The sequence below is a fragment of the Pseudomonas corrugata genome (assembly GCF_001269905.1).
Taxonomy (GTDB): Bacteria; Pseudomonadota; Gammaproteobacteria; order Pseudomonadales; family Pseudomonadaceae; genus Aquipseudomonas; species Aquipseudomonas corrugata.
In genome coordinates this window covers 214,923-233,728 of sequence record NZ_LHVK01000015.1, presented here as the reverse complement: position 1 = coordinate 233,728, position 18,806 = coordinate 214,923, and the positions used below count along the sequence as shown (strand labels likewise).

Below are 18,806 nucleotides of genomic sequence, written 5' to 3'. Positions count from 1 at the left end.
TTTAAACGGTCACGTGCAGGCGAACATCAACGTTGCCGCGGGTGGCGTTGGAGTACGGGCAGACCTGGTGAGCCGCGTCCACCAGGCTTTGCGCGTCGGTCTGGTCCAGGCCGGGCAAGCTGATGTGCAGGTCGATGTCGAGGCCGAAACCGCCGGGAATCTGACCGATGCCAACATGGGCGGTGATCGAGGCGTCGTCCGGAATCTTGCGTTTGCTTTGGCCGGCGACGAATTTCAGGGCGCCGATGAAGCAGGCCGAGTAGCCGGCAGCAAACAGTTGTTCCGGGTTGGTCGCCGCACCGCCGGCACCGCCGAGTTCTTTAGGCGTGGCGAGTTTTACGTCGAGGATGTTGTCGCTGGAGATCGCACGACCGTCACGGCCGCCGGTGGAGGTTGCGATTGCGGTGTAGAGAGTTTGCATGGTGAGAGCCTCGTTTCTGGGGTGGTGTTATCGCGCTAAATGTTTGCGCGCTAAGTAGGTGTGAAGAGAATATAGTCAGCAAATATTTAGCGCGCAAGATAAATTTTTGGTCGAGGTTCTGCTTTTCAAACTCAATAGCCATGAAAGCCTTGAGTTAAAGCTGTTTGATTGGATGAAATTTTTTTAGCGGAGGCTGGAGTGACGCCATCGCGAGCAGGCTCGCTCCCACAGTGGTACTGGGATGTTCTCGGAAAACGCGTCCATCACAAACCCCTTGTGGGAGCGAGCCTGTTCGCGATAGCGGTGGGTCAGTTGAAGAGGGGCTGATGTCTTCGCAGACCTGCCCCCTGGAGATGGGGTTACAGACTGTCCTGCAAGTGGCTGCGCAGCGCCTGCAGCTCCAGTTGCAGCTTCTTCAGCTGTTCCATGGTCTGGCCGCTGGCGCCAAGGATGCACTGTGGAATATCCAGGGCCTTCTCTCGCAGGGTGCGGCCCTGTTCGGTGAGTTCGACGATCACCACGCGTTCATCTTCACGGCTGCGGGTGCGGCTCAGCAGGCCTTCGGCCTCCAGGCGCTTGAGCAGGGGTGTCAGCGAGCCGGGGTCGGTGAGCAGGCGCGTACTGATTTCACCGACGGTCAAGCCGTCTTTCTCCCACAACACCATCATCGCCAGATATTGGGGATAGGTCAGGCCCAAGGCTTGCAGCAACGGTTTGTAGACCTTGGTCATCATCAGCGATGTGGAATGCAGGGCAAAGCAGACCTGGTTATCGAGCAACAGGGCTTCGCAGGGTTCGGGGGTGTCGCGCTGGGAGCTCATGGCAAAACCTTCAATCGATAATCCAACGAATCTAGCGTGCGAACCTTTAAGGCGCCAGATAATTCCTGCGTTCTGATCAGATGTTGCGTTTCCCCACTGACACCAACTGCGTAGGATAGACGCCCTGATGAAGGGGGAACGTCCGTGATCGAAGTTGCATTGTATCTGGTGTTGGGAGCTGCATTGGGCACCTTGGGGGGATTGTTCGGGATCGGTGGTGGGCTGATCGCGATTCCGGTATTGGGCGTATGGTTCGGCCTGGACCAGCAGATTGCCCAAGGTACCGCCCTGGTGATGGTGGTCCCCAATGTGATGCTCGCGCTGTGGCGGTATCATCAGCGCAATCGCATTGAGTTGCGTCACGTGCTGCCATTGGCTTCCATGGGCTTCTGCTTTGCCTGGCTCGGCTCGATCTGGGCCGTAGGTGTCGACGCCGAAAGCATGCGAGTCGGATTTGTCGCGTTCCTGGTGGTCCTGGCGGCCTATAACCTGATCCGAATGTTTACCGGCACCGCACCGGCTTCAGCGCAGATGCGCCACGGCTGGCCATGGCTGGGGGTATTGGGGGCGGCATCCGGGACCATGGGCGGTCTGTTCGGTGTCGGCGGCGCCGTCGTTGCGACTCCGGTTCTGACCAGCCTGTTCGGTACCTCCCAGGTAGTCGCCCAAGGTTTGTCGCTGTCGCTGGCATTGCCCAGCACCGGCGTTACCCTCGCTACCTATGCATTCCACCATCAAGTGAACTGGTGGATCGGCTTGCCACTGGCCGTCGGCGGTTTGCTGAGCATCAGTTGGGGAGTGAAGGTCGCCCACGCGATGCCGGAGCGGCTATTGCGCGGACTGTTCTGCGGGTTCCTGGTGCTGTGCGCAGTGCTGCTCGCCTTTAAAGTTTGAAGCCTTCAACGATGTGCTCGGCCAGGCACTCGGTGATGGGCGATGGATTGTGCAGGTTGCGGATCAGCATGATGCTGGCCTCAGGCAGCTCCGGCAGGTTTTCGGCCTCGCCGAGTACGCGCATGTCCGGTGTCAGCAGGCTTTCCAGTTGCGCGGTGATCGCCAGGCCCGCGCCCACCACTGCCATCAGTGCCGACAGGCTGGAACTGTTGTAGGCCACCCGATATTCGCGGCCCATGGCATCCAGGGCATTGCAGGCCCATTGCCGGCAGAAGCAATCGCTATTGAACATCGCCAGTGGCAGCGGTGTTTTCTCATGGGCGCTGAAACACGCTGCTTCGGCCCAGACAAAGCGCTCCTTGCGCAATAACTGGCCGATTTCATCCCCTGGTTTACGGGTCACGATGGACAGGTCCAGGTCCTGGCGCAACAGCAACTGCTTGGACGATTCGCAGTGCACTTCAATTTCGATCAGCGGATAGAACTGGGCAAAGCGCTGCAGGATGCCGGGCAAAAAGCGCATCACGTAGTCATCCGGCGTGCCGATACGCACGGTGCCGACCATATGCGGTTCACGCAAGGTGTTGAACACCTCGCTGTGCAGCTTGAGGATGCGCCGGGCGTAACCCAATAGCACCTGGCCTTCGGCGGTGAGCTTGACCTGGCGCCCGTCACGCTCGAACAACCGGCGCTGCAAGACATCTTCTTCGAGGCGCTTCATCTGCATGCTGACGGCGGATTGGGTGCGATTGACCAATTCACCGGCGCGGGTAAAACCGCCCTGGTCGGCAATGGCGACGAAGGTCCGCAGCACTTCCGTATCGATGCTCGGGTAACTCGACAATTGATCAATCTCCGAGATGTATTGCATAAGAAACATTCGTTGGATTGATCTTAGCCTTGGGGCGAGACTTGAACCACCCCCCACGGAGGACATCACGATGAAAGGTCAGAAAGGATACGTATCGATAGATAGACATTCATTCCATTTTTCCCTCAGCGACCTGCTGCACAAGTTTAGCCGCTGGTATGAATTGCACCACGAGCGCGAATTGCTCGCCGGTCTGAGCGACGAGGCGCTCAAGGACATCGGCGTCAGCCGTGCAGATGTAGAACAGGAAGTGGTTCGGCCATTCTGGGATGACCCAATGCACAAATGAGCCATCCCTCCCTACACAAATCAGTAACTGGTGAGGTAGGTTGCGAGCAGAGAAGGAGATCTCCATGCCCGCGACTGTGTCCTTTACCCTCAAACAGGCCCGGCGTCTGGCGTTGGCCGCTCAGGGATTCAATGGGCGGCTGGCGCCGGCTTCGGTGCAACCCGCACGTCTCAACCGCCTGATCGAACGCCTCGGCGTGCTGCAGATCGATTCGGTCAATGCGCTGGTGCGTTCGCATTACCTCCCGCTGTTTTCCCGCCTCGGTCATTACAACCCCGATCTGCTCGATCAAGCGGCCTGGAGCCAGGGGCGGCGTCGCACGCTGTTCGAATACTGGGGACACGAAGCGTCGCTGTTGCCCCTGTCGATGTATCCGCTGATGCGCTGGCGCATGACCCGCGCGATACGTGGCGAAGGCATCTATCAGCAATTGGCGCGCTTCGGCCGCGAGCGGCAGGATGTCATCCGCCGCGTCTTGGCGGCAGTCCGGGAACAAGGCGCCCTGGGCGCCGGCAGTCTATCCACACGGGCGGAAAAGGCTGGCCCCTGGTGGGATTGGAGTGCCGAGAAGCACGCGCTGGAGTGGCTGTTCGCCGCGGGCGAGGTCACGGTGGCCGGGCGGCGTGGCTTCGAGCGGCTCTACGACTTGCCGGAGCGAGTACTTTCGGCCTCGGTCCTGGAACAACCGGTTCCGGACGAGGCCCAGGCCCAACGCGCCTTACTGTTGCATGCCGCCGGAGCATTGGGCGTCGGCACTGAAAAAGACCTGCGCGATTATTTCCGTCTCGATCCGACCGACAGCCGTGGGCGACTGGCCGAGCTGGAGGAAAACGGTGAGCTGTTGCGTTGCCAGGTGCAAGGCTGGAAGCAGCCGGCCTGGTGTCTGCCGGGTGGGAAAATTCCTCGCAACGTGACAGCCAGCGCCTTGCTCTCGCCGTTTGATTCGCTGGTCTGGGAGCGCAATCGTACCGAACGGCTATTCGACTTCCGTTATCGACTGGAAATTTATACCCCGGCCCACAAGCGGGTGTATGGCTATTACGTGTTGCCTTTCCTGCACAACGAACGAATCGCTGCTCGGGTGGATCTTCGGGCAGAGAGAGCCCAAGGCCGGTTGGCGGTGCACGCCGTGCATGAGGAGCAGCCGGGGTTGGACGAGGAGGGGATACAGGTCTTGGCGATGAATCTGCGGCGCATGGCCGACTGGTTGGGGTTGGAGCGGGTTCAGCTCAATTGCCAACGGGCGAGTGGGGTTCGGTTGGCGGGGGCGTTGGCTGGAATCGACGGTGGTTGATCGGGCCCCATCGCGAGCAGGCTCGCTCCCACATTGACCGTGCTGTTCACAACTATTGTGTGCACCGAATCACCTGTGGGAGCGAGCCTGCTCGCGATGGCGTTTGAAAGACGTTAGCGCCGAACCTGCTTCAACGTCTCGGCAATCAGGAACGCCAGCTCCAGCGACTGATCGGCATTCATCCGCGGATCGCAATGGGTGTGATAACGATCCGACAGTCCATCCTCGGTAATCGGCCGCGCACCGCCGATGCATTCGGTGACGTTTTGTCCGGTCATCTCGATGTGAATGCCGCCGGCATAAGTGCCTTCGGCTTCGTGGACCTGGAAGAACTGCTTCACTTCGCCGAGGATCTGCGCGAAATCCCGGGTCTTGTAGCCGCTGCTGGCCTTGATGGTGTTGCCATGCATGGGGTCGGAGCTCCACAGCACCTGCTTGCCTTCGCGCTGCACGGCGCGCAATAGCTGGGGCAGATGATCGCCGACCTTGTTCGCGCCCATCCGCGCGATCAGGTTCAGCCGGCCCGGGTCGTTGTCCGGGTTGAGCACGTCGATCAGGCGAATCAGGTCGTCAGGGTCCATGCTCGGGCCAACCTTGACCCCGATCGGGTTGTTCACGCCGCGCAGGAATTCGACATGGGCACCGTCCAACTGGCGGGTGCGGTCGCCGATCCAGAGCATGTGAGCAGAACAGTCGTAGTAATCGTTGGTCAGGCTGTCACGGCGCACGAACGCTTCTTCGTAGTTGAGCAGCAGCGCTTCGTGTGCGGTGAAGAAGCTGGTTTCGCGCAGTTGCGGCGAACTGTCCATGCCGCAGGCGCGCATGAAGGCCAGGGTTTCGTCGATGCGGTCGGCCAGGTGGCTGTACTTTTCCGCCAGTGCCGAGTTGGCGATGAAATCCAGGTTCCACTTGTGCACTTGATGCAGGTCTGCAAACCCACCCTGGGCGAACGCCCGCAGCAGGTTCAAGGTGGCGGTGGACTGGTGGTAGGACTGCAGCAGGCGTTCCGGGTCCGGTACGCGACTCCGCTCGTCGAAGCCGATGCCGTTGACGATATCGCCCCGGTAGGCCGGCAGGGTCACGCCGTCGATGGTTTCATCGTTGGCCGAACGTGGTTTGGCGAACTGCCCGGCCATGCGTCCGACCTTGACCACCGGGCAGCCGGCGGCAAAGGTCATGACGATTGCCATCTGCAGCAGCACCTTGAAGGTGTCGCGGATCTTTGCCGCGGAGAACTCCGCGAAGCTTTCGGCGCAATCGCCGCCTTGTAGCAAAAAGGCTCGGCCCTGGGTGACTTCGGCGAACTGGCGGCGCAGTTCCCGGGCTTCTCCGGCAAACACCAGCGGCGGATAGCTGGCAAGGGTCTGCTCGACTTGCAGCAGGTGCGCCGCGTCGGGGTAGCGGGGTTGTTGCTGGATCGGCAGGGCGCGCCAGCTGTCAGGGCTCCAGGGTTGGCTCATCATGATCTCTAGGTGATTGACGCTCGGACAGCCATGTTATCAGCAAATTAGTGCGTGACCTGTTCCCGTCGCTTGGCCGACAATCGCGCTTTTGCCGCCGTCCGCCCGGCAGCCATCAGGAGATGAAATGACAGAGGAGCGCGTCGAGCATCTGCTCGCCGAGGTGCACGACGAGTTCGGCATGATCCGGGTCCTCGAAGTGGCCGATTACCGGTTTCTCGAATTCGGCGATGCCATCGAGCAGAGCTGCGTGTTCACGGCCGATCCAAGCTGGCTCGAATATGACTACACCCGCGCAATGCTGATCGGCGCGTTGTGCCACGAGCAGCCGGAAAGCGCGCTGTTCCTGGGGTTGGGCGCCGGTACACTGACCCAGGCCTGCCTCAGGTTCCTGCCGCTGGAGGACGTCGAGGCCATCGAACTGCGTCCCGATGTGCCGCGCCTGGCCATCGAATACCTGGGGCTGGATGACGATCCGCGGCTGTACATCCGCGTCGGCGATGCCCTGGAGTTGTTGGAAACGGCAGAGCCTGCGGACCTGATCTTCGTCGACCTCTACACCGATGTAGGCCCCGGTGTGGGCCACCTGGCCTGGGGTTTCCTGGAAAACTGCCAGAAGCGGTTGAACCCCGGCGGCTGGCTGGTGATCAACCAGTGGGCCACCGACGACGGCAAGCCGCTGGGCGCGGCGCTGTTGCGTGGCCTGTATCACCGGCACTACTGGGAATTGCCGGTGAAGGAGGGCAATGTGATCCTGATCGTGCCGGCGGACCTGGAACAGGCGATGGATATGCAAGGTCTGACCGCACGGGCCGAAGCGCTTGCACCGCGATTGGGTTATTCGTTGCTGCCGTTGATCAAGGCTATCCGACCGGCGACTTGAGGCAGCAGGAGCTTCCTGCGGCGGGTGAAACGTTTTAGCCTCTCTAAAAAAATCTCCCTTTTCAGGCGAATTCCGGTATAGTGCGCGCCGGCCTTTAGCCGGGCCGCGTCAAGGTAGCGCAATTTTTCGAAGCCAGCTTCGGTTGCATGTCCCCACAACGGATGCTTCCACGACGTTCTTTTTCATTCATTCGTTTTCGCAAATCCCCGCCGACAAAGCTGCCAGGGCGACTCTTGAGTCTCAACACGGCATGTGCAGCTTTGGAGCATGGGTCTTTGCGGATGCACTTAGAGGCAGACCCATGACCCAGGAAATCGGCGGCTTCGCCGCTCTTGAACTTCATCCCAATATTGTCGCTGCAGTAGTCGCTACCGGCTATGAAGAGCCTTCGGCCATTCAGCAGCAGTCGATCCCGATCATTCTCGCCGGTCACGATATGATTGGTCAGGCGCAAACCGGTACGGGTAAGACCGCCGCGTTCGCCTTGCCTATCCTGCACCGCATTGATCCGTCCAAGCGCGAGCCGCAAGCTCTGATCCTGGCCCCAACCCGTGAGTTGGCGCTGCAAGTTGCAACTGCTTTCGAAACCTACGCCAAGCAAATGCCGGGCGTAACTGTTGTGGCTGTCTACGGCGGCGCGCCGATGGGCCCACAATTGAAAGCCATCCGTAATGGCGCACAGATCGTTGTCGCCACCCCGGGCCGTCTGTGCGACCACCTGCGTCGCGACGAGAAAGTCCTGGCCACCGTGAACCACCTGGTTCTCGACGAAGCCGACGAAATGCTCAAGCTGGGCTTCATGGACGACCTGGAAGTGATCTTCAAGGCCATGCCGGAAACCCGTCAGACCGTACTGTTCTCGGCCACCCTGCCGCAGTCGATCCGTGCGATCGCCGAGCGTCACCTGAAGGACCCGAAACACGTCAAGATCCAGAGCAAGACCCAGACCGTCACCGCGATCGAACAGGCCCACCTGTTGGTTCACGCCGACCAGAAGACATCCGCTGTCCTCAGCTTGCTGGAAGTGGAAGACTTCGACGCCCTGATCATGTTCGTGCGCACCAAGCAAGCGACCCTGGACCTGGCCAGCGCCCTGGAAGCCAAAGGCTACAAAGCCGCTGCGCTGAACGGTGACATTGCCCAGAACCAGCGTGAGCGCGTGATCGACTCCCTCAAGGATGGCCGCCTGGACATCGTTGTGGCGACCGACGTGGCTGCCCGTGGCCTGGACGTTCCGCGCATCACCCACGTGTTCAACGTGGACATGCCGTACGATCCGGAATCCTACGTTCACCGTATCGGCCGTACCGGTCGTGCTGGTCGCGAAGGTCGTGCGCTGCTGCTGGTGACTCCGCGCGAGCGCCGCATGCTGCAGGTCATCGAGCGTGTTACCGGGCAGAAGGTGGCTGAAGTTCGCCTGCCGGACGCCCAGGCCGTTCTCGATGCTCGCATCAAGAAGCTGACCAACAGCCTGTCGCCGCTGGTGGCTGACGCCGAATCGACCCACGGTGATCTGCTCGATCGCCTGACTGCCGACATCGGTTGCAGCCCACGCGCCCTGGCCGCCGCCCTGTTGCGCAAGGCCACCAATGGTCAGGCACTGAACCTGGCTGCCATCGAGAAGGAACGTCCACTGGTGCCGAACAGCGCACCACGTGGCGATCGTCCCGAGCGTAGCGGGGACCGTCCGGACCGTGGCGACCGTGAGCGTCGTGCACCGATCCCGCTGGCCGAAGGCCGTGCCCGTTGCCGTACCGCGCTGGGTGCCCGTGACGGCATCGCCGCCAAGAACCTGCTGGGCGCGATCCTCAATGAAGGTGGCCTGGCCCGTGAAGCCATCGGTCGCATCCAGGTGCGTGACAGCTTCAGCCTGGTGGAATTGCCGGAAGATGGTCTGGAGAAACTGCTGACCAAGCTCAAGGACACTCGCGTAGCCGGCAAGCAACTGAAGCTGCGTCGTTATCGCGAAGATTGATCGGCCCTTGGGTTGATTGATCGAGCATGAAAAAATCCCCGACTGGTTCGGGGATTTTTTTTGCCTGTCGTCTGGTGTTCTTTCGGGTTGATTGGTGGTGCTTCATTCGCGAGCAAGCTCGCTCCCACACTTGACCTGTACCAACCGTGATATCCGCAACAACCCCAAACCCCACTGTGGGAGCGGGCTTGCTCGCGAAGGGCGCGACCCGGTCCTCCCGTCAATCGAAGCGGTAGATATCCATCCCCAATGTCCCCATCGTGAACCCCTCGTGGACCACGCTGAACCTTGCGCCGGCGCCCCGGGCGAAATACAGCGGCAGCAGGTGCTCGTCGCTGGGATGACTGCGCACGGCATTGGGTGCCTGGCGTCGATAATCATGCAGCGCGGCCTCATCGTCGGCCGCCAGTTTTTCCACGATCCAGTCGCGAAAACCCTTTGCCCAGGGCTCGACGCTCTCGGGGCCGGCGTTCCAGTCGAGGTCGCGCAGGTTGTGGGTGATGCTGCCGGAGCCGATCAGCAGGATGTCCTGCTGGCGCAGGCTCGCAAGCGCCTGGCCGACCCGCGTCTGCAACACAGGGCCTTGGTCGCTGGGCAGTGAAACCTGCACCACCGGGATATCGGCCTGGGGATACATCAGGGACAACGGTACCCAGACGCCGTGGTCTGATGGCCGCTGCACGTCGAGCCGCGCCGGCAGGTGCGCGGCATTGAGCAGGTCTGCCACCCTGGCTGCCAGTTCCGGCTCTCCCGGTGCGGGATACTGCACTTGGTACAGGGCCGGGGGGAACCCGCCAAAATCGTGCCAGGTGCGTGGCTGTCGATTGGCGCTGACCAACAGCTCGCTGCTTTCCCAATGAGCGGACACAATGACGATGGCCGTGGGCCTGGGCAATTGTGCAGCCAGGCGAGCCAGCGCCGGGCCGCTGTAGCCGGGCTCAAGCGCGAGCATTGGCGAGCCGTGGGAAATAAACAGGCTGGGCAGCATGGGCGAGCTCCTGAGCGTTAAGATGTGGTCATCTTCTGTCAGGTCAATGATCTAAATCTAATATAAGTTTTAACCTGTTTTGATCGAATTTTTGGAGCGAGTCATGGAGCCCGAGTTTTGGCATAAGCGTTGGTCAACGAATCAGATCGGCTTTCATTCATCGCAAGTGAACCCGTACCTGCAGCGTTTCTGGCCGCAGATGGGCCTGGAGCAGGGCAGCCGTGTGCTGGTGCCGTTGTGTGGCAAGACCCTGGATCTGTTGTGGCTCTCCCAGCAGGGGTATTCGGTATTGGGTGTGGAGCTGTCGGAAAAGGCCATCACTGATTTTTTCGATGAGCATCAGTTGGTGCCGAGTGTAAGCGAGGAGGGGGCTTTCAAGGTGTTCCGTGCCGGAAACATGGAAATCCGCTGCGGTGATTTCTTTGCCTTGGGCCAGGATGACCTGGATGATTGCGAGGCGCTTTACGATCGGGCTGCGTTGATTGCCTTGCCTGCGCAGATGCGTGAGCGATACACGGCACACCTGCAAAGCATCCTGCCACGCTGCGTCGGGTTGCTGATTACCCTTGAATACAACCAGGCTGAAATGCCCGGCCCGCCATTTTCCGTGAGTGATGATGAAGTGCAGCGGCTGCTGGGGAATAGCTGGAAGCTGGAGGTCTTGCAGGAGCAGGATGTGCTGGGGGAGAGCTGGAAGTTCCTGCAGGCCGGGGTGACCAGACTGGATGAGCGGGTTTATCGGATTTCCATGGGTTGATGGCGATGGGGGCCGGACAGCAGTACAAGAAAAAGCCCGCATTGCTGCGGGCTTCTTTTTGACGCTCTAACCTATCAGCCGCGGCGACGCAGTGCGTCGATGCGCTCTTCCAGCGGCGGGTGGCTCATGAACAGGCGAGCCAGGCCGTGCTTGATGCCACCGTTGATACCAAAGGCATTCAGCGTGTCGGGCATGTGTACCGGCAGGCCTTGCTCGGCACGCAAGCGTTGCAGCGCGCCGATCATGGCGCTGGTGCCGGCCAGGCGTGCGCCGGCGTCGTCGGCGCGGAATTCGCGTTTGCGCGAGAACCACATGACGATGGCGCTGGCGAGGATGCCCAGTACCAGTTCGGCGAAAATGGTTGCCACGTAGTAGGCGATGCCCTGGCCTTCTTCGTTCTTGAAGATCACCTTGTCGACGAAGTTGCCAATGATGCGTGCAAAGAACATCACGAAGGTGTTCACCACGCCCTGGATCAATGCCAGGGTCACCATGTCGCCGTTGGCGACGTGGCCGATCTCGTGGGCCAGCACGGCTTTGACTTCATCAGGGGAGAACCGCTCGAGCAGGCCCTGGCTGACAGCAACCAGGGCGTCGTTCTTGTTCCAGCCCGTGGCGAAGGCGTTGGCCTCATAGGCCGGGAAAATCCCGACTTCCGGCATCTTGATACCGGCTTCACGGGACAGCTGCTCGACAGTTTGCAGCAGCCATTGCTCGTGGCGCGTGCGCGGCTGGCTGATGATCTGCGTGCTGGTGCTCATCTTCGCCATCCACTTGGAGATGAACAGCGAGAACAGGGAGCCGGCGAAACCGAATACCGCACAGAAGATCAGCAGCTGATTGAGGTTGAGGTCAACCCCGTTGGCCGCCATGAACCCGTTGAAGCCGAAAAGGCTCAGGGTGATGCTGGCAATCAGCACGACCGCCAGGTTAGTGGCCAAGAACAGCAGGATGCGCATCATGGTGGTAGCAATCTCCTCATGCTAAAGATGTAGCGTTATGCGGGGTATATAAGGTGCAGCTGCAGGCTATTCAACTCGGCGACTATTTCAAACTGTGTCCTACAGACGTCCCAAATGAATGAAAGACTTTTCTGAAAGTGGCTGTGGAAAAGCCGGATGCTGCCCTTGCCCCGTGAACGTTGGGCCACGTCGCCCGTCCGCTGCTGAGGTTTCAGTGTAGAAGGCCTGCCGGAGCCGGCGGAGCGGATATGTTGCTGAATCAAACAGCGCGCGAGGTGAGGCGCCTCGCGCGCTACGGCTTACTGTCGGTAGGACTTGAGGAAATTGCCGATCCGGCCAATGGCCTGTTCCAGATCGTCGACTCGCGGCAGGGTCACGACACGGAAATGGTCCGGCCACGGCCAGTTGAACGCCGTGCCCTGGACAATCAGCAGTTTTTCCGACAGCAACAGGTCGAGTACGAATTTTTCATCGTTGTGGATCGGGCAGACCTTCGGGTCGATCCGTGGGAATGCATACAGCGCGCCCATCGGCTTGACGCAGCTGACGCCGGGAATGTCATTGAGAAGCTCCCAGGTGCGATTGCGCTGTTCCAGCAAGCGGCCTGGTGGCAGGACCAGATCATTGATGCTCTGGTAGCCGCCCAGCGCGGTCTGGATCGCATGCTGGCTCGGTACGTTGGCACACAGGCGCATATTGGCCAGCATGTCGATGCCTTCTATGTAGCTCTGGGCATGATGCTTGGGGCCGGAGATGGCAATCCAGCCGGAGCGGAAACCCGCCACCCGGTAGGACTTGGACAAGCCGTTGAAGGTCAGGCACAGCAGGTCCGGCGCCAGGGATGCGGTGCAGATGTGCACCGCATCGTCGTACAGGATCTTGTCGTAGATTTCGTCGGAGAACACCACGAGGTTGTGCTGGCGGGCCAGTTCGAGCATGCCCAGCAATACTTCTTTGGAGTACACCGCACCAGTCGGATTGTTCGGGTTGATGATGACCAGCGCCTTGGTGTTCGGCGTGATTTTGGCCTTGATATCCGCCAGGTCCGGGAACCAGTCGGCCTGTTCATCGCACAGGTAATGCACCGGGTTACCGCCGGACAGGCTTACGGCAGCGGTCCACAGGGGGTAGTCCGGCGCCGGTACCAGCACTTCGTCGCCGTTGTTGAGCAGGGCCTGCATGGACATCACGATCAGCTCGGACACCCCGTTGCCCAGGTAGATGTCTTCGATTCCGACGCCTTCGACCTGCTTCTGCTGGTAGTACTGCATCACGGCCTTGCGCGCGCTGAACAGGCCCTTGGAATCGCTGTAGCCTTGGGCGGTCGGCAGGTTGCGGATCACGTCCTGGAGGATTTCATCGGGCGCCTCGAAACCAAAGGGTGCCGGGTTGCCGATGTTCAGCTTGAGGATGCGATGGCCTTCCTCTTCCAGGCGTTTGGCGTGCTTGAGCACCGGGCCGCGAATGTCGTAGCAGACGTTGGCGAGCTTGTTCGATTTGCTGACCTGCATGGCGATGTGTTCCCGAAGATGAACGATCCAGGCGGCGTGTGGATGGCCGTGCTGGTGATCTTGCGTCTGAGGCGGGCCTGACGCGGCGTGGCGTCACAATCCGTTTGAATACCCATGACGCGACTGCCAGACTGGCGCTGACGAGGCGCAATCATACGTGCCGCCCGACCCGCGGAAAAGCGTCGGATCGGGCTTTTTCAATTGCCGAGGTGGGATGATGGAAAAGTTGGAGAAAACCCTTGAGGAATGGCGCGCCATGCTCGACCCCGAGCAGTACAACGTCTGTCGCTTGAAGGGCACCGAACGGCCGTTCTCGGGTAAATACAACGGCACCAAGACCGATGGTGTGTACCACTGCGTCTGCTGCAACGAGCCGCTGTTCGATTCGCAGACCAAATTCGACTCCGGTTGCGGCTGGCCTAGTTTCTACGCGCCAATCGAGGGCAGCGCGGTAGTGGAGGTTCGGGATATCAGCCACGGCATGATCCGCACCGAAGTGGTCTGCGCCAAGTGTGATGCCCACCTGGGTCATGTATTTCCCGACGGCCCGCCGCCCACGGGCTTGCGTTATTGCATCAATTCAGTGTGCCTGGATCTCGTTCCCCGAGAGTAGATCTGTGGCGAGGGGATTTAGCGAAACGTCGCACCGCCCCGCTGGGCTGCGTAGCAGCCCCAATAGGCGTCTACCTGAAGGATCAGGCCGATGCATCCCTCCTTGGGGCTGCTGCGCAGCCCAGCGGGGCGGTGCGACGTTTCGCTAAATCCCCTCGCCACAGGTTTGTGTCAGGGCCTATGGAGGTGGCTGAATAATTAAATTGCACACAATTGAATTGCTCGCTATCTTGCACGCCAGTCCCATTTCTAAGGAGCCTTGCCATGAGCGACAACCTGCTGAGCATTCCCTGCACCACCATCAAGGGTGAGCAAAAGACCCTGGCCGATTTCGCCGGCAAGGCCGTGCTGGTGGTCAACACTGCCAGCCAGTGCGGTTTCACCCCGCAGTACAAGGGGCTTGAGCAGTTGTGGCAGACCTACAAGGATCAGGGCCTGGTGGTATTGGGCTTCCCCTGCAATCAGTTCGGCAAGCAGGAGCCGGGCAATGAAGGGGCGATTTCCGAGTTCTGCGAGCTGAACTTCGGCGTGAGTTTTCCGCTGTTCAAGAAAATCGAGGTCAATGGTGCCAACGCCCATCCGCTGTTTGTCCAGCTCAAGCAGCGGGCACCCGGTGTGCTGGGGTCCAAGGGCATCAAGTGGAATTTCACCAAGTTCCTGGTCGGCAAGGACGGTCAAGTGGTCAAGCGTTTTGCTCCAACCACCAAACCCCAGGACCTGACCCATGAGATCGAAGCCCTGCTCAAATGAATGACCTGCCCGTCGATTCGCTGAAGCTCGACAGTCAATTGTGCTTCAAGCTGTACGCCGCTTCGCGGGCGGTGATCCGGGGCTACAAGCCGATGCTCGACCAGCTCGGCCTGACCTACCCGCAATACCTGGCGATGCTGGTGTTGTGGGAGTGGCAGGACGCTGCGCCGGAACAACCCACGGTCAAGGCCCTGGGTGAACGGCTGCTGCTGGATTCCGGCACGTTGACGCCGCTGCTCAAGCGCCTGGAGCAACTCGGCCTGGTCCAGCGCCAGCGTTCGGCCCGGGACGAGCGGGAGGTGCACCTGAGCCTGCTGCCGGCGGGTCTGGCGTTGCGCGAGCAGGTTGGTCCCCTCAAGGCCCGTCTGCTGTGCGACAGCGGGATTGATCTCGATCGCCTGGGGGAACTGCGTAAGGGGCTCGATCATCTGCTGGGGCAGATCAAAGCGCTGACGTAGTCGGCACCCATTGATCCAGCATCGCTGCCAGTTCTTCGCGGCGGAATGGCTTGGACAGGTAATCGGTCATGCCGGCACCCCGGCAGCGTTCTCGCTCCTCGGGCATGGCGTTGGCCGTCAGCGCGACAATCGGCAGGTCTGGCCAGCGACCGCTACGGCGAATCTGCCGGCTGGCTTCGTAGCCGTCCATCACCGGCATGTTGCAGTCCATCAGCACCAGGTCGAAGGTGTGCTGTTCCAGTTGTTCCAGGGCCTCGGCGCCATGGGCGGCGACAATCACTTCGCAGCCGAGCTTGACCAGCATGCCCTTGGCGACCAGTTGGTTGACCGGATTGTCCTCCACCAGCAGCACCCGTGCGCGCCTGGACGGCGGCAAGGCTTCGATCTGCGTGTCATCGATGGTGATCGTCTCGCTCTGCAGGGCACGACGCAGGATCTGATACAACGCATGACGTGCCAGTGGCCGGGCCTGTTGAAGCAGGGGAGCCAAGGCGGCGGCCTGCTCGCTGGGCATGAAGCTGCCGTAGGCGGTGACGAGCAGGATCGGTGCGTTGAAGGTTGGCCGCAGGTTGAACAGGCATTCAGGGCAGTCGGTAATCAGGACATCAGGCTTGAGGCCCAGCAGGTTGTCATCCACAGAGCGTCTCAAGTAGTCCAATCCCCAAGCGGGCAACAGCATGCCCAGTAGCTCGGCCAACCCGCTGCTGTTGGCGGTAATGGCGACGATATTGCCACGCAAGGGGGCGACCGGCGTCGCCGGAGTGTGGCAGGGCAGAGGCAGATCGGCATAGAACTGGCTGCCGAAACCGGCTTCGGAACTGATCGTCAAGCGGCCCTGCATGGCTTCGCAGAGATTGTTGGTCAGCGCCAGGCCCAGCCCGGTGCCACCGAACTGGCGGGTAATCCCGGCGCCGGCCTGGGTGAACGGCTGGAAGATTCTCGCCTGGGCATCCTGGGGAATGCCGATGCCGGTATCGCAGACCGCAATCCGCACCCCGCCTTCATAAGCGCTCAATCGCACATCGACCCGGCCGAAGCGGGTGAACTTGAGCGCGTTGGACAACAGGTTGCTGACGATCTGGCGCACACGGGTCGGGTCGCCGAGCACTTGCGCGGGGAATTGCGGATCAATCAGGCAGGCCAGCTCGACGCTGGGTGCGGCATTCTGCGAAAGCAGGTTGGCCGTGTCTTCGATCAGGGCGCCGAGATCGAACGGGATGCGTTCGAGTTCCAGCTGGCCGGCGTCGAATTTCGACAGGTCGAGAATGTCGTTGAGCAGCTCGACCAACACTTTGCCGGAGTCATGGGCGATCGATAGCTGTTGCTGTTGTTCGGCGGTCAGGGGGCCGTCCAGGGACAAGGCGATCATTCCCAGCAGGCCATTCAATGGCGTGCGGATCTCATGGCTCATGCTGGCCAGGAACGCGGAGCGTGCTTCGGCCATGTCCAGGGCGGTACGCCTGGCCACTTCCAGTTCTTCGTTGGACTGGCTGAGTCGGGCGTTGATGGCCTTGAGTTCGGCAGTGCGAGCCGAGACGATGTTTTCCAGCTGCGCCAGGTATTCGGTAAGGCGATTTTCGGCCATGCGCCGCTGCTGGATTTCGGTGGAGATATTTTCGAACTGCTGGTTGGCGACCGATACCAGTACGCCGATTTCATCGTATTGATGGCCTGAAGGGCATTCCAGGCTGCTCTGTTCGTTGTTGCTCGGGTCGCGGCTGCTCAGCTCGCGGATGACCCGTACCAGGGGTTTGGTCAGCATTACGTAGAACAGTGCCAGTAACAGGCCGGTCAGGATCAGACTGCGGGCGAACCCGTTGAGCAACGTGACTTCGGCCCGACGCAGAAACCGACTGCCGAAAGCATAGGTGTCGACGTCCAGTCGCAAAACACCCAGGGATTCGTTGGGCAGATGGTCCAGGTAGAGCCGGTCTTCGAACCGGCGCTGGGCGCCAAACAGAAAATCGCTGATGAAACGGTACCCGTTCTGCAGCTCGGGTCGTTTGACACTGGCCAGCACGGCATTGTTGTTATCGACCAGCTCGGCGCTGATGATGGCGGGCGAGCGCAACAGGCCCAACGCCAGCTCCTGGGCCAGTTCGGCGTCGATGTTGTAGGCAATGCGCGAGGCCGGGTTGTGGCTGATTTCCAGCAACGACAGGATCTCGCGGTTGATCGATGCGTCTTCGCTGGCATAATCGATGCCGATCTGCATCAGGCTGAGCAAGGTGCCCAGCACGAAGCCCACCAGGACGGTCAGTCGGGCCTGCTTATACGACAGCCGTTGGGTGAATCTGATGTCCATGGAATGGTGAACCACTTACGTTTCCCTTCGCCGGTCAAGCATAGCTGATCATCTCTGGATACCGGTGCGGCCGGTGTGTGCCGGATGGGATGAACCCATCCTTGAGAGCGGCGTTTCGGCGCAGCAGCGCCATCATTACTGTGAATTTGTCCGAGGAGAAGACGTGGACGCCCGATTGAATGCTTTTCTTGAGCGCGCCGATGCCGTGCTGGCCCGCATCGAGCCTCTGTTGCCCGCTCCCCGGCCCGCCATCGAGTGGACCGCGACCCTGGCTGCCCGCTGGCAGCGCGACGGACGCAGCGGCTATCTGCTGCCCCTGCAGGTCAGCCTCGACATGCGCCTGTCGGACTTGATCGGCGTTGATCGCCAGGTCGAGCAACTGGGCCGCAACACCCGGCAGTTCATTGATGGCATGCCGGCCAACCATGCGTTGCTCTGGGGCTCGCGGGGTACCGGCAAGTCGTCCCTGGTGCGTGCCTTGCTGGCCGAGCACGCAGCAGATGGCTTGCGCTTGATCGAAATCGAGCGCGATCACCTGGCCGACTTGCCGCGGCTGGTCGAACAGGTTGCCAGGCTGCCCCAGCGCTTCGTGCTGTTCTGCGATGACCTGTCGTTCGAATCCGGCGAGGGCGATTACCGCGTGCTTAAAAGTGTGCTGGACGGCTCCCTCGAACAGGCGCCGGACAATGTGTTGTTGTACGCCACGTCGAACCGCCGTCACCTGGTGCCGGAGAAGGAAAGCGACAACGAGAACTGGAAGCGGGTCGACGGCGAGCTTCATCCCAGCGAAGCCGTGGAGGACAAGATCGCGTTGTCCGACCGTTTCGGGTTGTGGCTGTCGTTCTATCCATTTACCCAGGAGCATTACCTCAACGTGGTGGAACACTGGATCGGCGAGCTGGCGGCGAAGGCCGGGCTGGCTTGGCAACGTGACGATGCACTGGACGTTTTGGCGGTACGCTGGGCCACTGGGCGCGGCAACCGCAATGGCCGTTGCGCCTATCAGTTTGCCCGATATTGGGTGGGTCTGAAGCTGCTGGAGCACAAGGCATGATTGACTTGAAGAGTACGGGCACAGGCCTTGATGGCTACGGCTTGCTATCGGCACAACTGGAGTCCCTGTTGGCGGATGAGCGCGATTTCATCGCCAACGCTGCGCAGTTTTCGGCCTTCCTGTTCAGTCAGCTGGACGATTTGAACTGGGCCGGTTTTTACCTCAATCGCAACGGAGAACTGGTGCTGGGGCCGTTCCAGGGCCAGATCGCCTGTGTGCGGATTCCTTTCGGACGAGGTGTCTGCGGCGCTGCGGCGGCGACCGGCCAGACCCAGCGTGTCGAGGATGTCCATGCCTTCCCCGGCCACATTGCCTGCGACAGCGCCTCGAACAGCGAGCTGGTGGTGCCGCTGGTCAAGGACGGACGGCTGATCGGTGTGCTCGACCTGGACAGCCCGAAACTGGCGCGCTTCAGTGAACAGGACCAGGCAGGCATCGAGCAACTGGCGCAGATTTTCCTGCGTTTGACCGATTGCTGAATGGATGGATCCCACTGTGGGA

General features: G+C 60.7%; 19 protein-coding genes. 11 read left to right on the top strand and 8 right to left on the bottom strand.

Annotated elements, in window-relative coordinates; genetic code table 11:
- Position 1: 1 nt before the first annotated feature.
- Positions 2–421 carry an organic hydroperoxide resistance protein gene (locus AD665_RS21220; protein ID WP_024776690.1) on the bottom strand — a complete coding sequence of 140 codons (420 nt, stop codon included), beginning with the start codon at positions 419–421 and terminating at the stop codon, positions 2–4.
- A 359-nt stretch (positions 422–780) separates the two neighbouring features.
- A complete protein-coding gene (locus tag AD665_RS21215; protein ID WP_024776691.1) occupies positions 781–1,242 on the bottom strand; it encodes a MarR family winged helix-turn-helix transcriptional regulator in 462 nt (153 codons plus the stop codon).
- Positions 1,243–1,386: 144 nt separating this feature from the next.
- On the opposite strand from AD665_RS21215, the gene AD665_RS21210 reads away from it, so the two are divergent.
- Positions 1,387–2,136 (top strand): sulfite exporter TauE/SafE family protein, encoded by a 750-nt coding sequence (locus tag AD665_RS21210; protein ID WP_024776692.1) that lies wholly within the window; start codon positions 1,387–1,389, stop codon positions 2,134–2,136.
- Here the strand turns inward: AD665_RS21210 and AD665_RS21205 are convergent.
- Positions 2,126–2,980 (bottom strand): LysR substrate-binding domain-containing protein, encoded by an 855-nt coding sequence (locus tag AD665_RS21205; RefSeq protein ID WP_024776693.1) that lies wholly within the window; start codon positions 2,978–2,980, stop codon positions 2,126–2,128. The two genes, AD665_RS21210 and AD665_RS21205, sit on opposite strands and share 11 nt — an antisense overlap.
- Before the next feature lie 97 nt (positions 2,981–3,077).
- Here AD665_RS21205 and AD665_RS27105 point away from each other — a divergent pair, with 97 nt between their 5' ends.
- Together AD665_RS27105 and AD665_RS21195 are read left to right on the top strand one after the other, a co-directional pair.
- Positions 3,078–3,296, top strand: a complete 219-nt coding sequence (locus AD665_RS27105; protein ID WP_041020071.1) for a DUF1127 domain-containing protein — start codon at positions 3,078–3,080, stop codon at positions 3,294–3,296.
- Positions 3,297–3,360: 64 nt separating this feature from the next.
- Positions 3,361–4,590 (top strand): winged helix-turn-helix domain-containing protein, encoded by a 1,230-nt coding sequence (locus tag AD665_RS21195; RefSeq protein ID WP_024776695.1) that lies wholly within the window; start codon positions 3,361–3,363, stop codon positions 4,588–4,590.
- 113 nt (positions 4,591–4,703) lie between these two features.
- Here the strand turns inward: AD665_RS21195 and AD665_RS21190 are convergent, their stop codons facing one another.
- On the bottom strand, positions 4,704–6,050 hold the full coding sequence (locus AD665_RS21190; protein WP_024776696.1) for a class II 3-deoxy-7-phosphoheptulonate synthase: 1,347 nt from the start codon (positions 6,048–6,050) through the stop codon (positions 4,704–4,706).
- A gap of 127 nt (positions 6,051–6,177) precedes the next feature.
- Here AD665_RS21190 and AD665_RS21185 point away from each other — a divergent pair, with 127 nt between their 5' ends.
- Together AD665_RS21185 and AD665_RS21180 are read left to right on the top strand one after the other, a co-directional pair.
- Complete coding sequence (locus AD665_RS21185; protein ID WP_053193579.1) at positions 6,178–6,933, top strand: spermidine synthase; 756 nt, start codon at positions 6,178–6,180, stop codon at positions 6,931–6,933.
- 301 nt (positions 6,934–7,234) lie between these two features.
- Complete coding sequence (locus AD665_RS21180) at positions 7,235–8,908, top strand: DEAD/DEAH box helicase (protein ID WP_024776698.1); 1,674 nt, start codon at positions 7,235–7,237, stop codon at positions 8,906–8,908.
- Positions 8,909–9,128: 220 nt separating this feature from the next.
- Here AD665_RS21180 and AD665_RS21175 read toward each other — a convergent pair whose 3' ends face one another.
- Positions 9,129–9,896, bottom strand: coding sequence for a DODA-type extradiol aromatic ring-opening family dioxygenase (locus AD665_RS21175; RefSeq protein WP_053193575.1), 768 nt, complete (start codon positions 9,894–9,896; stop codon positions 9,129–9,131).
- 103 nt (positions 9,897–9,999) lie between these two features.
- Here AD665_RS21175 and AD665_RS21170 point away from each other — a divergent pair, with 103 nt between their 5' ends.
- Positions 10,000–10,653 (top strand): thiopurine S-methyltransferase, encoded by a 654-nt coding sequence (locus AD665_RS21170; RefSeq protein WP_053193571.1) that lies wholly within the window; start codon positions 10,000–10,002, stop codon positions 10,651–10,653.
- 74 nt (positions 10,654–10,727) lie between these two features.
- Here the strand turns inward: AD665_RS21170 and htpX are convergent, their stop codons facing one another.
- Both htpX and AD665_RS21160 read right to left on the bottom strand, forming a co-directional pair.
- Complete coding sequence (gene htpX, locus AD665_RS21165; protein ID WP_024776701.1) at positions 10,728–11,615, bottom strand: protease HtpX; 888 nt, start codon at positions 11,613–11,615, stop codon at positions 10,728–10,730.
- 299 nt (positions 11,616–11,914) lie between these two features.
- Positions 11,915–13,126, bottom strand: coding sequence for a pyridoxal phosphate-dependent aminotransferase (locus AD665_RS21160; RefSeq protein ID WP_024776702.1), 1,212 nt, complete (start codon positions 13,124–13,126; stop codon positions 11,915–11,917).
- Positions 13,127–13,343: 217 nt separating this feature from the next.
- Here AD665_RS21160 and msrB point away from each other — a divergent pair, with 217 nt between their 5' ends.
- From msrB to AD665_RS21145, 3 genes are all read left to right on the top strand, one after another.
- Positions 13,344–13,739 (top strand): peptide-methionine (R)-S-oxide reductase MsrB, encoded by a 396-nt coding sequence (gene msrB, locus AD665_RS21155; RefSeq protein WP_024776703.1) that lies wholly within the window; start codon positions 13,344–13,346, stop codon positions 13,737–13,739.
- A gap of 263 nt (positions 13,740–14,002) precedes the next feature.
- Positions 14,003–14,488: a glutathione peroxidase gene (locus AD665_RS21150; RefSeq protein ID WP_024776704.1), complete on the top strand. Its 486-nt coding sequence runs from the start codon at positions 14,003–14,005 to the stop codon at positions 14,486–14,488.
- Positions 14,485–14,946 carry a MarR family winged helix-turn-helix transcriptional regulator gene (locus AD665_RS21145; protein WP_024776705.1) on the top strand — a complete coding sequence of 154 codons (462 nt, stop codon included), beginning with the start codon at positions 14,485–14,487 and terminating at the stop codon, positions 14,944–14,946. The genes AD665_RS21150 and AD665_RS21145 overlap by 4 nt, the downstream gene beginning before the upstream one ends.
- Here the strand turns inward: AD665_RS21145 and AD665_RS21140 are convergent.
- Positions 14,930–17,251, bottom strand: coding sequence for a hybrid sensor histidine kinase/response regulator (locus AD665_RS21140; protein WP_053193568.1), 2,322 nt, complete (start codon positions 17,249–17,251; stop codon positions 14,930–14,932). The genes AD665_RS21145 and AD665_RS21140 overlap by 17 nt on opposite strands.
- Before the next feature lie 163 nt (positions 17,252–17,414).
- On the opposite strand from AD665_RS21140, the gene AD665_RS21135 reads away from it, so the two are divergent.
- Together AD665_RS21135 and AD665_RS21130 are read left to right on the top strand one after the other, a co-directional pair.
- Entirely contained in the window at positions 17,415–18,305 is an 891-nt protein-coding gene (locus AD665_RS21135; RefSeq protein ID WP_053193566.1) for an ATP-binding protein, read from the top strand.
- Positions 18,302–18,784 carry a GAF domain-containing protein gene (locus AD665_RS21130; RefSeq protein WP_024776708.1) on the top strand — a complete coding sequence of 161 codons (483 nt, stop codon included), beginning with the start codon at positions 18,302–18,304 and terminating at the stop codon, positions 18,782–18,784. Before AD665_RS21135 ends, AD665_RS21130 begins: the two co-directional genes overlap by 4 nt.
- Positions 18,785–18,806 lie beyond the last annotated feature (22 nt).

Bases quoted from the DNA above. Each gene is read 5' to 3' on its own strand.
- AD665_RS21220 (WP_024776690.1), bottom strand. From the start codon at position 421: ATGCAAACTCTCTACACCGCAATCGCAACCTCCACCGGCGGCCGTGAC.
- AD665_RS21190 (WP_024776696.1), bottom strand. From the start codon at position 6,050: ATGAGCCAACCCTGGAGCCCTGACAGCTGGCGCGCCCTGCCGATCCAG.
- AD665_RS21180 (WP_024776698.1), top strand. From the start codon at position 7,235: ATGACCCAGGAAATCGGCGGCTTCGCCGCTCTTGAACTTCATCCCAAT.
- AD665_RS21145 (WP_024776705.1), top strand. From the start codon at position 14,485: ATGAATGACCTGCCCGTCGATTCGCTGAAGCTCGACAGTCAATTGTGC.
- AD665_RS21160 (WP_024776702.1), bottom strand. From the start codon at position 13,126: ATGCAGGTCAGCAAATCGAACAAGCTCGCCAACGTCTGCTACGACATT.
- AD665_RS21215 (WP_024776691.1), bottom strand. From the start codon at position 1,242: ATGAGCTCCCAGCGCGACACCCCCGAACCCTGCGAAGCCCTGTTGCTC.
- AD665_RS21170 (WP_053193571.1), top strand. From the start codon at position 10,000: ATGGAGCCCGAGTTTTGGCATAAGCGTTGGTCAACGAATCAGATCGGC.
- AD665_RS27105 (WP_041020071.1), top strand. From the start codon at position 3,078: ATGAAAGGTCAGAAAGGATACGTATCGATAGATAGACATTCATTCCAT.
- AD665_RS21150 (WP_024776704.1), top strand. From the start codon at position 14,003: ATGAGCGACAACCTGCTGAGCATTCCCTGCACCACCATCAAGGGTGAG.
- AD665_RS21195 (WP_024776695.1), top strand. From the start codon at position 3,361: ATGCCCGCGACTGTGTCCTTTACCCTCAAACAGGCCCGGCGTCTGGCG.
- AD665_RS21140 (WP_053193568.1), bottom strand. From the start codon at position 17,251: ATGGACATCAGATTCACCCAACGGCTGTCGTATAAGCAGGCCCGACTG.
- AD665_RS21185 (WP_053193579.1), top strand. From the start codon at position 6,178: ATGACAGAGGAGCGCGTCGAGCATCTGCTCGCCGAGGTGCACGACGAG.
- AD665_RS21130 (WP_024776708.1), top strand. From the start codon at position 18,302: ATGATTGACTTGAAGAGTACGGGCACAGGCCTTGATGGCTACGGCTTG.
- AD665_RS21175 (WP_053193575.1), bottom strand. From the start codon at position 9,896: ATGCTGCCCAGCCTGTTTATTTCCCACGGCTCGCCAATGCTCGCGCTT.
- htpX (WP_024776701.1), bottom strand. From the start codon at position 11,615: ATGATGCGCATCCTGCTGTTCTTGGCCACTAACCTGGCGGTCGTGCTG.
- msrB (WP_024776703.1), top strand. From the start codon at position 13,344: ATGGAAAAGTTGGAGAAAACCCTTGAGGAATGGCGCGCCATGCTCGAC.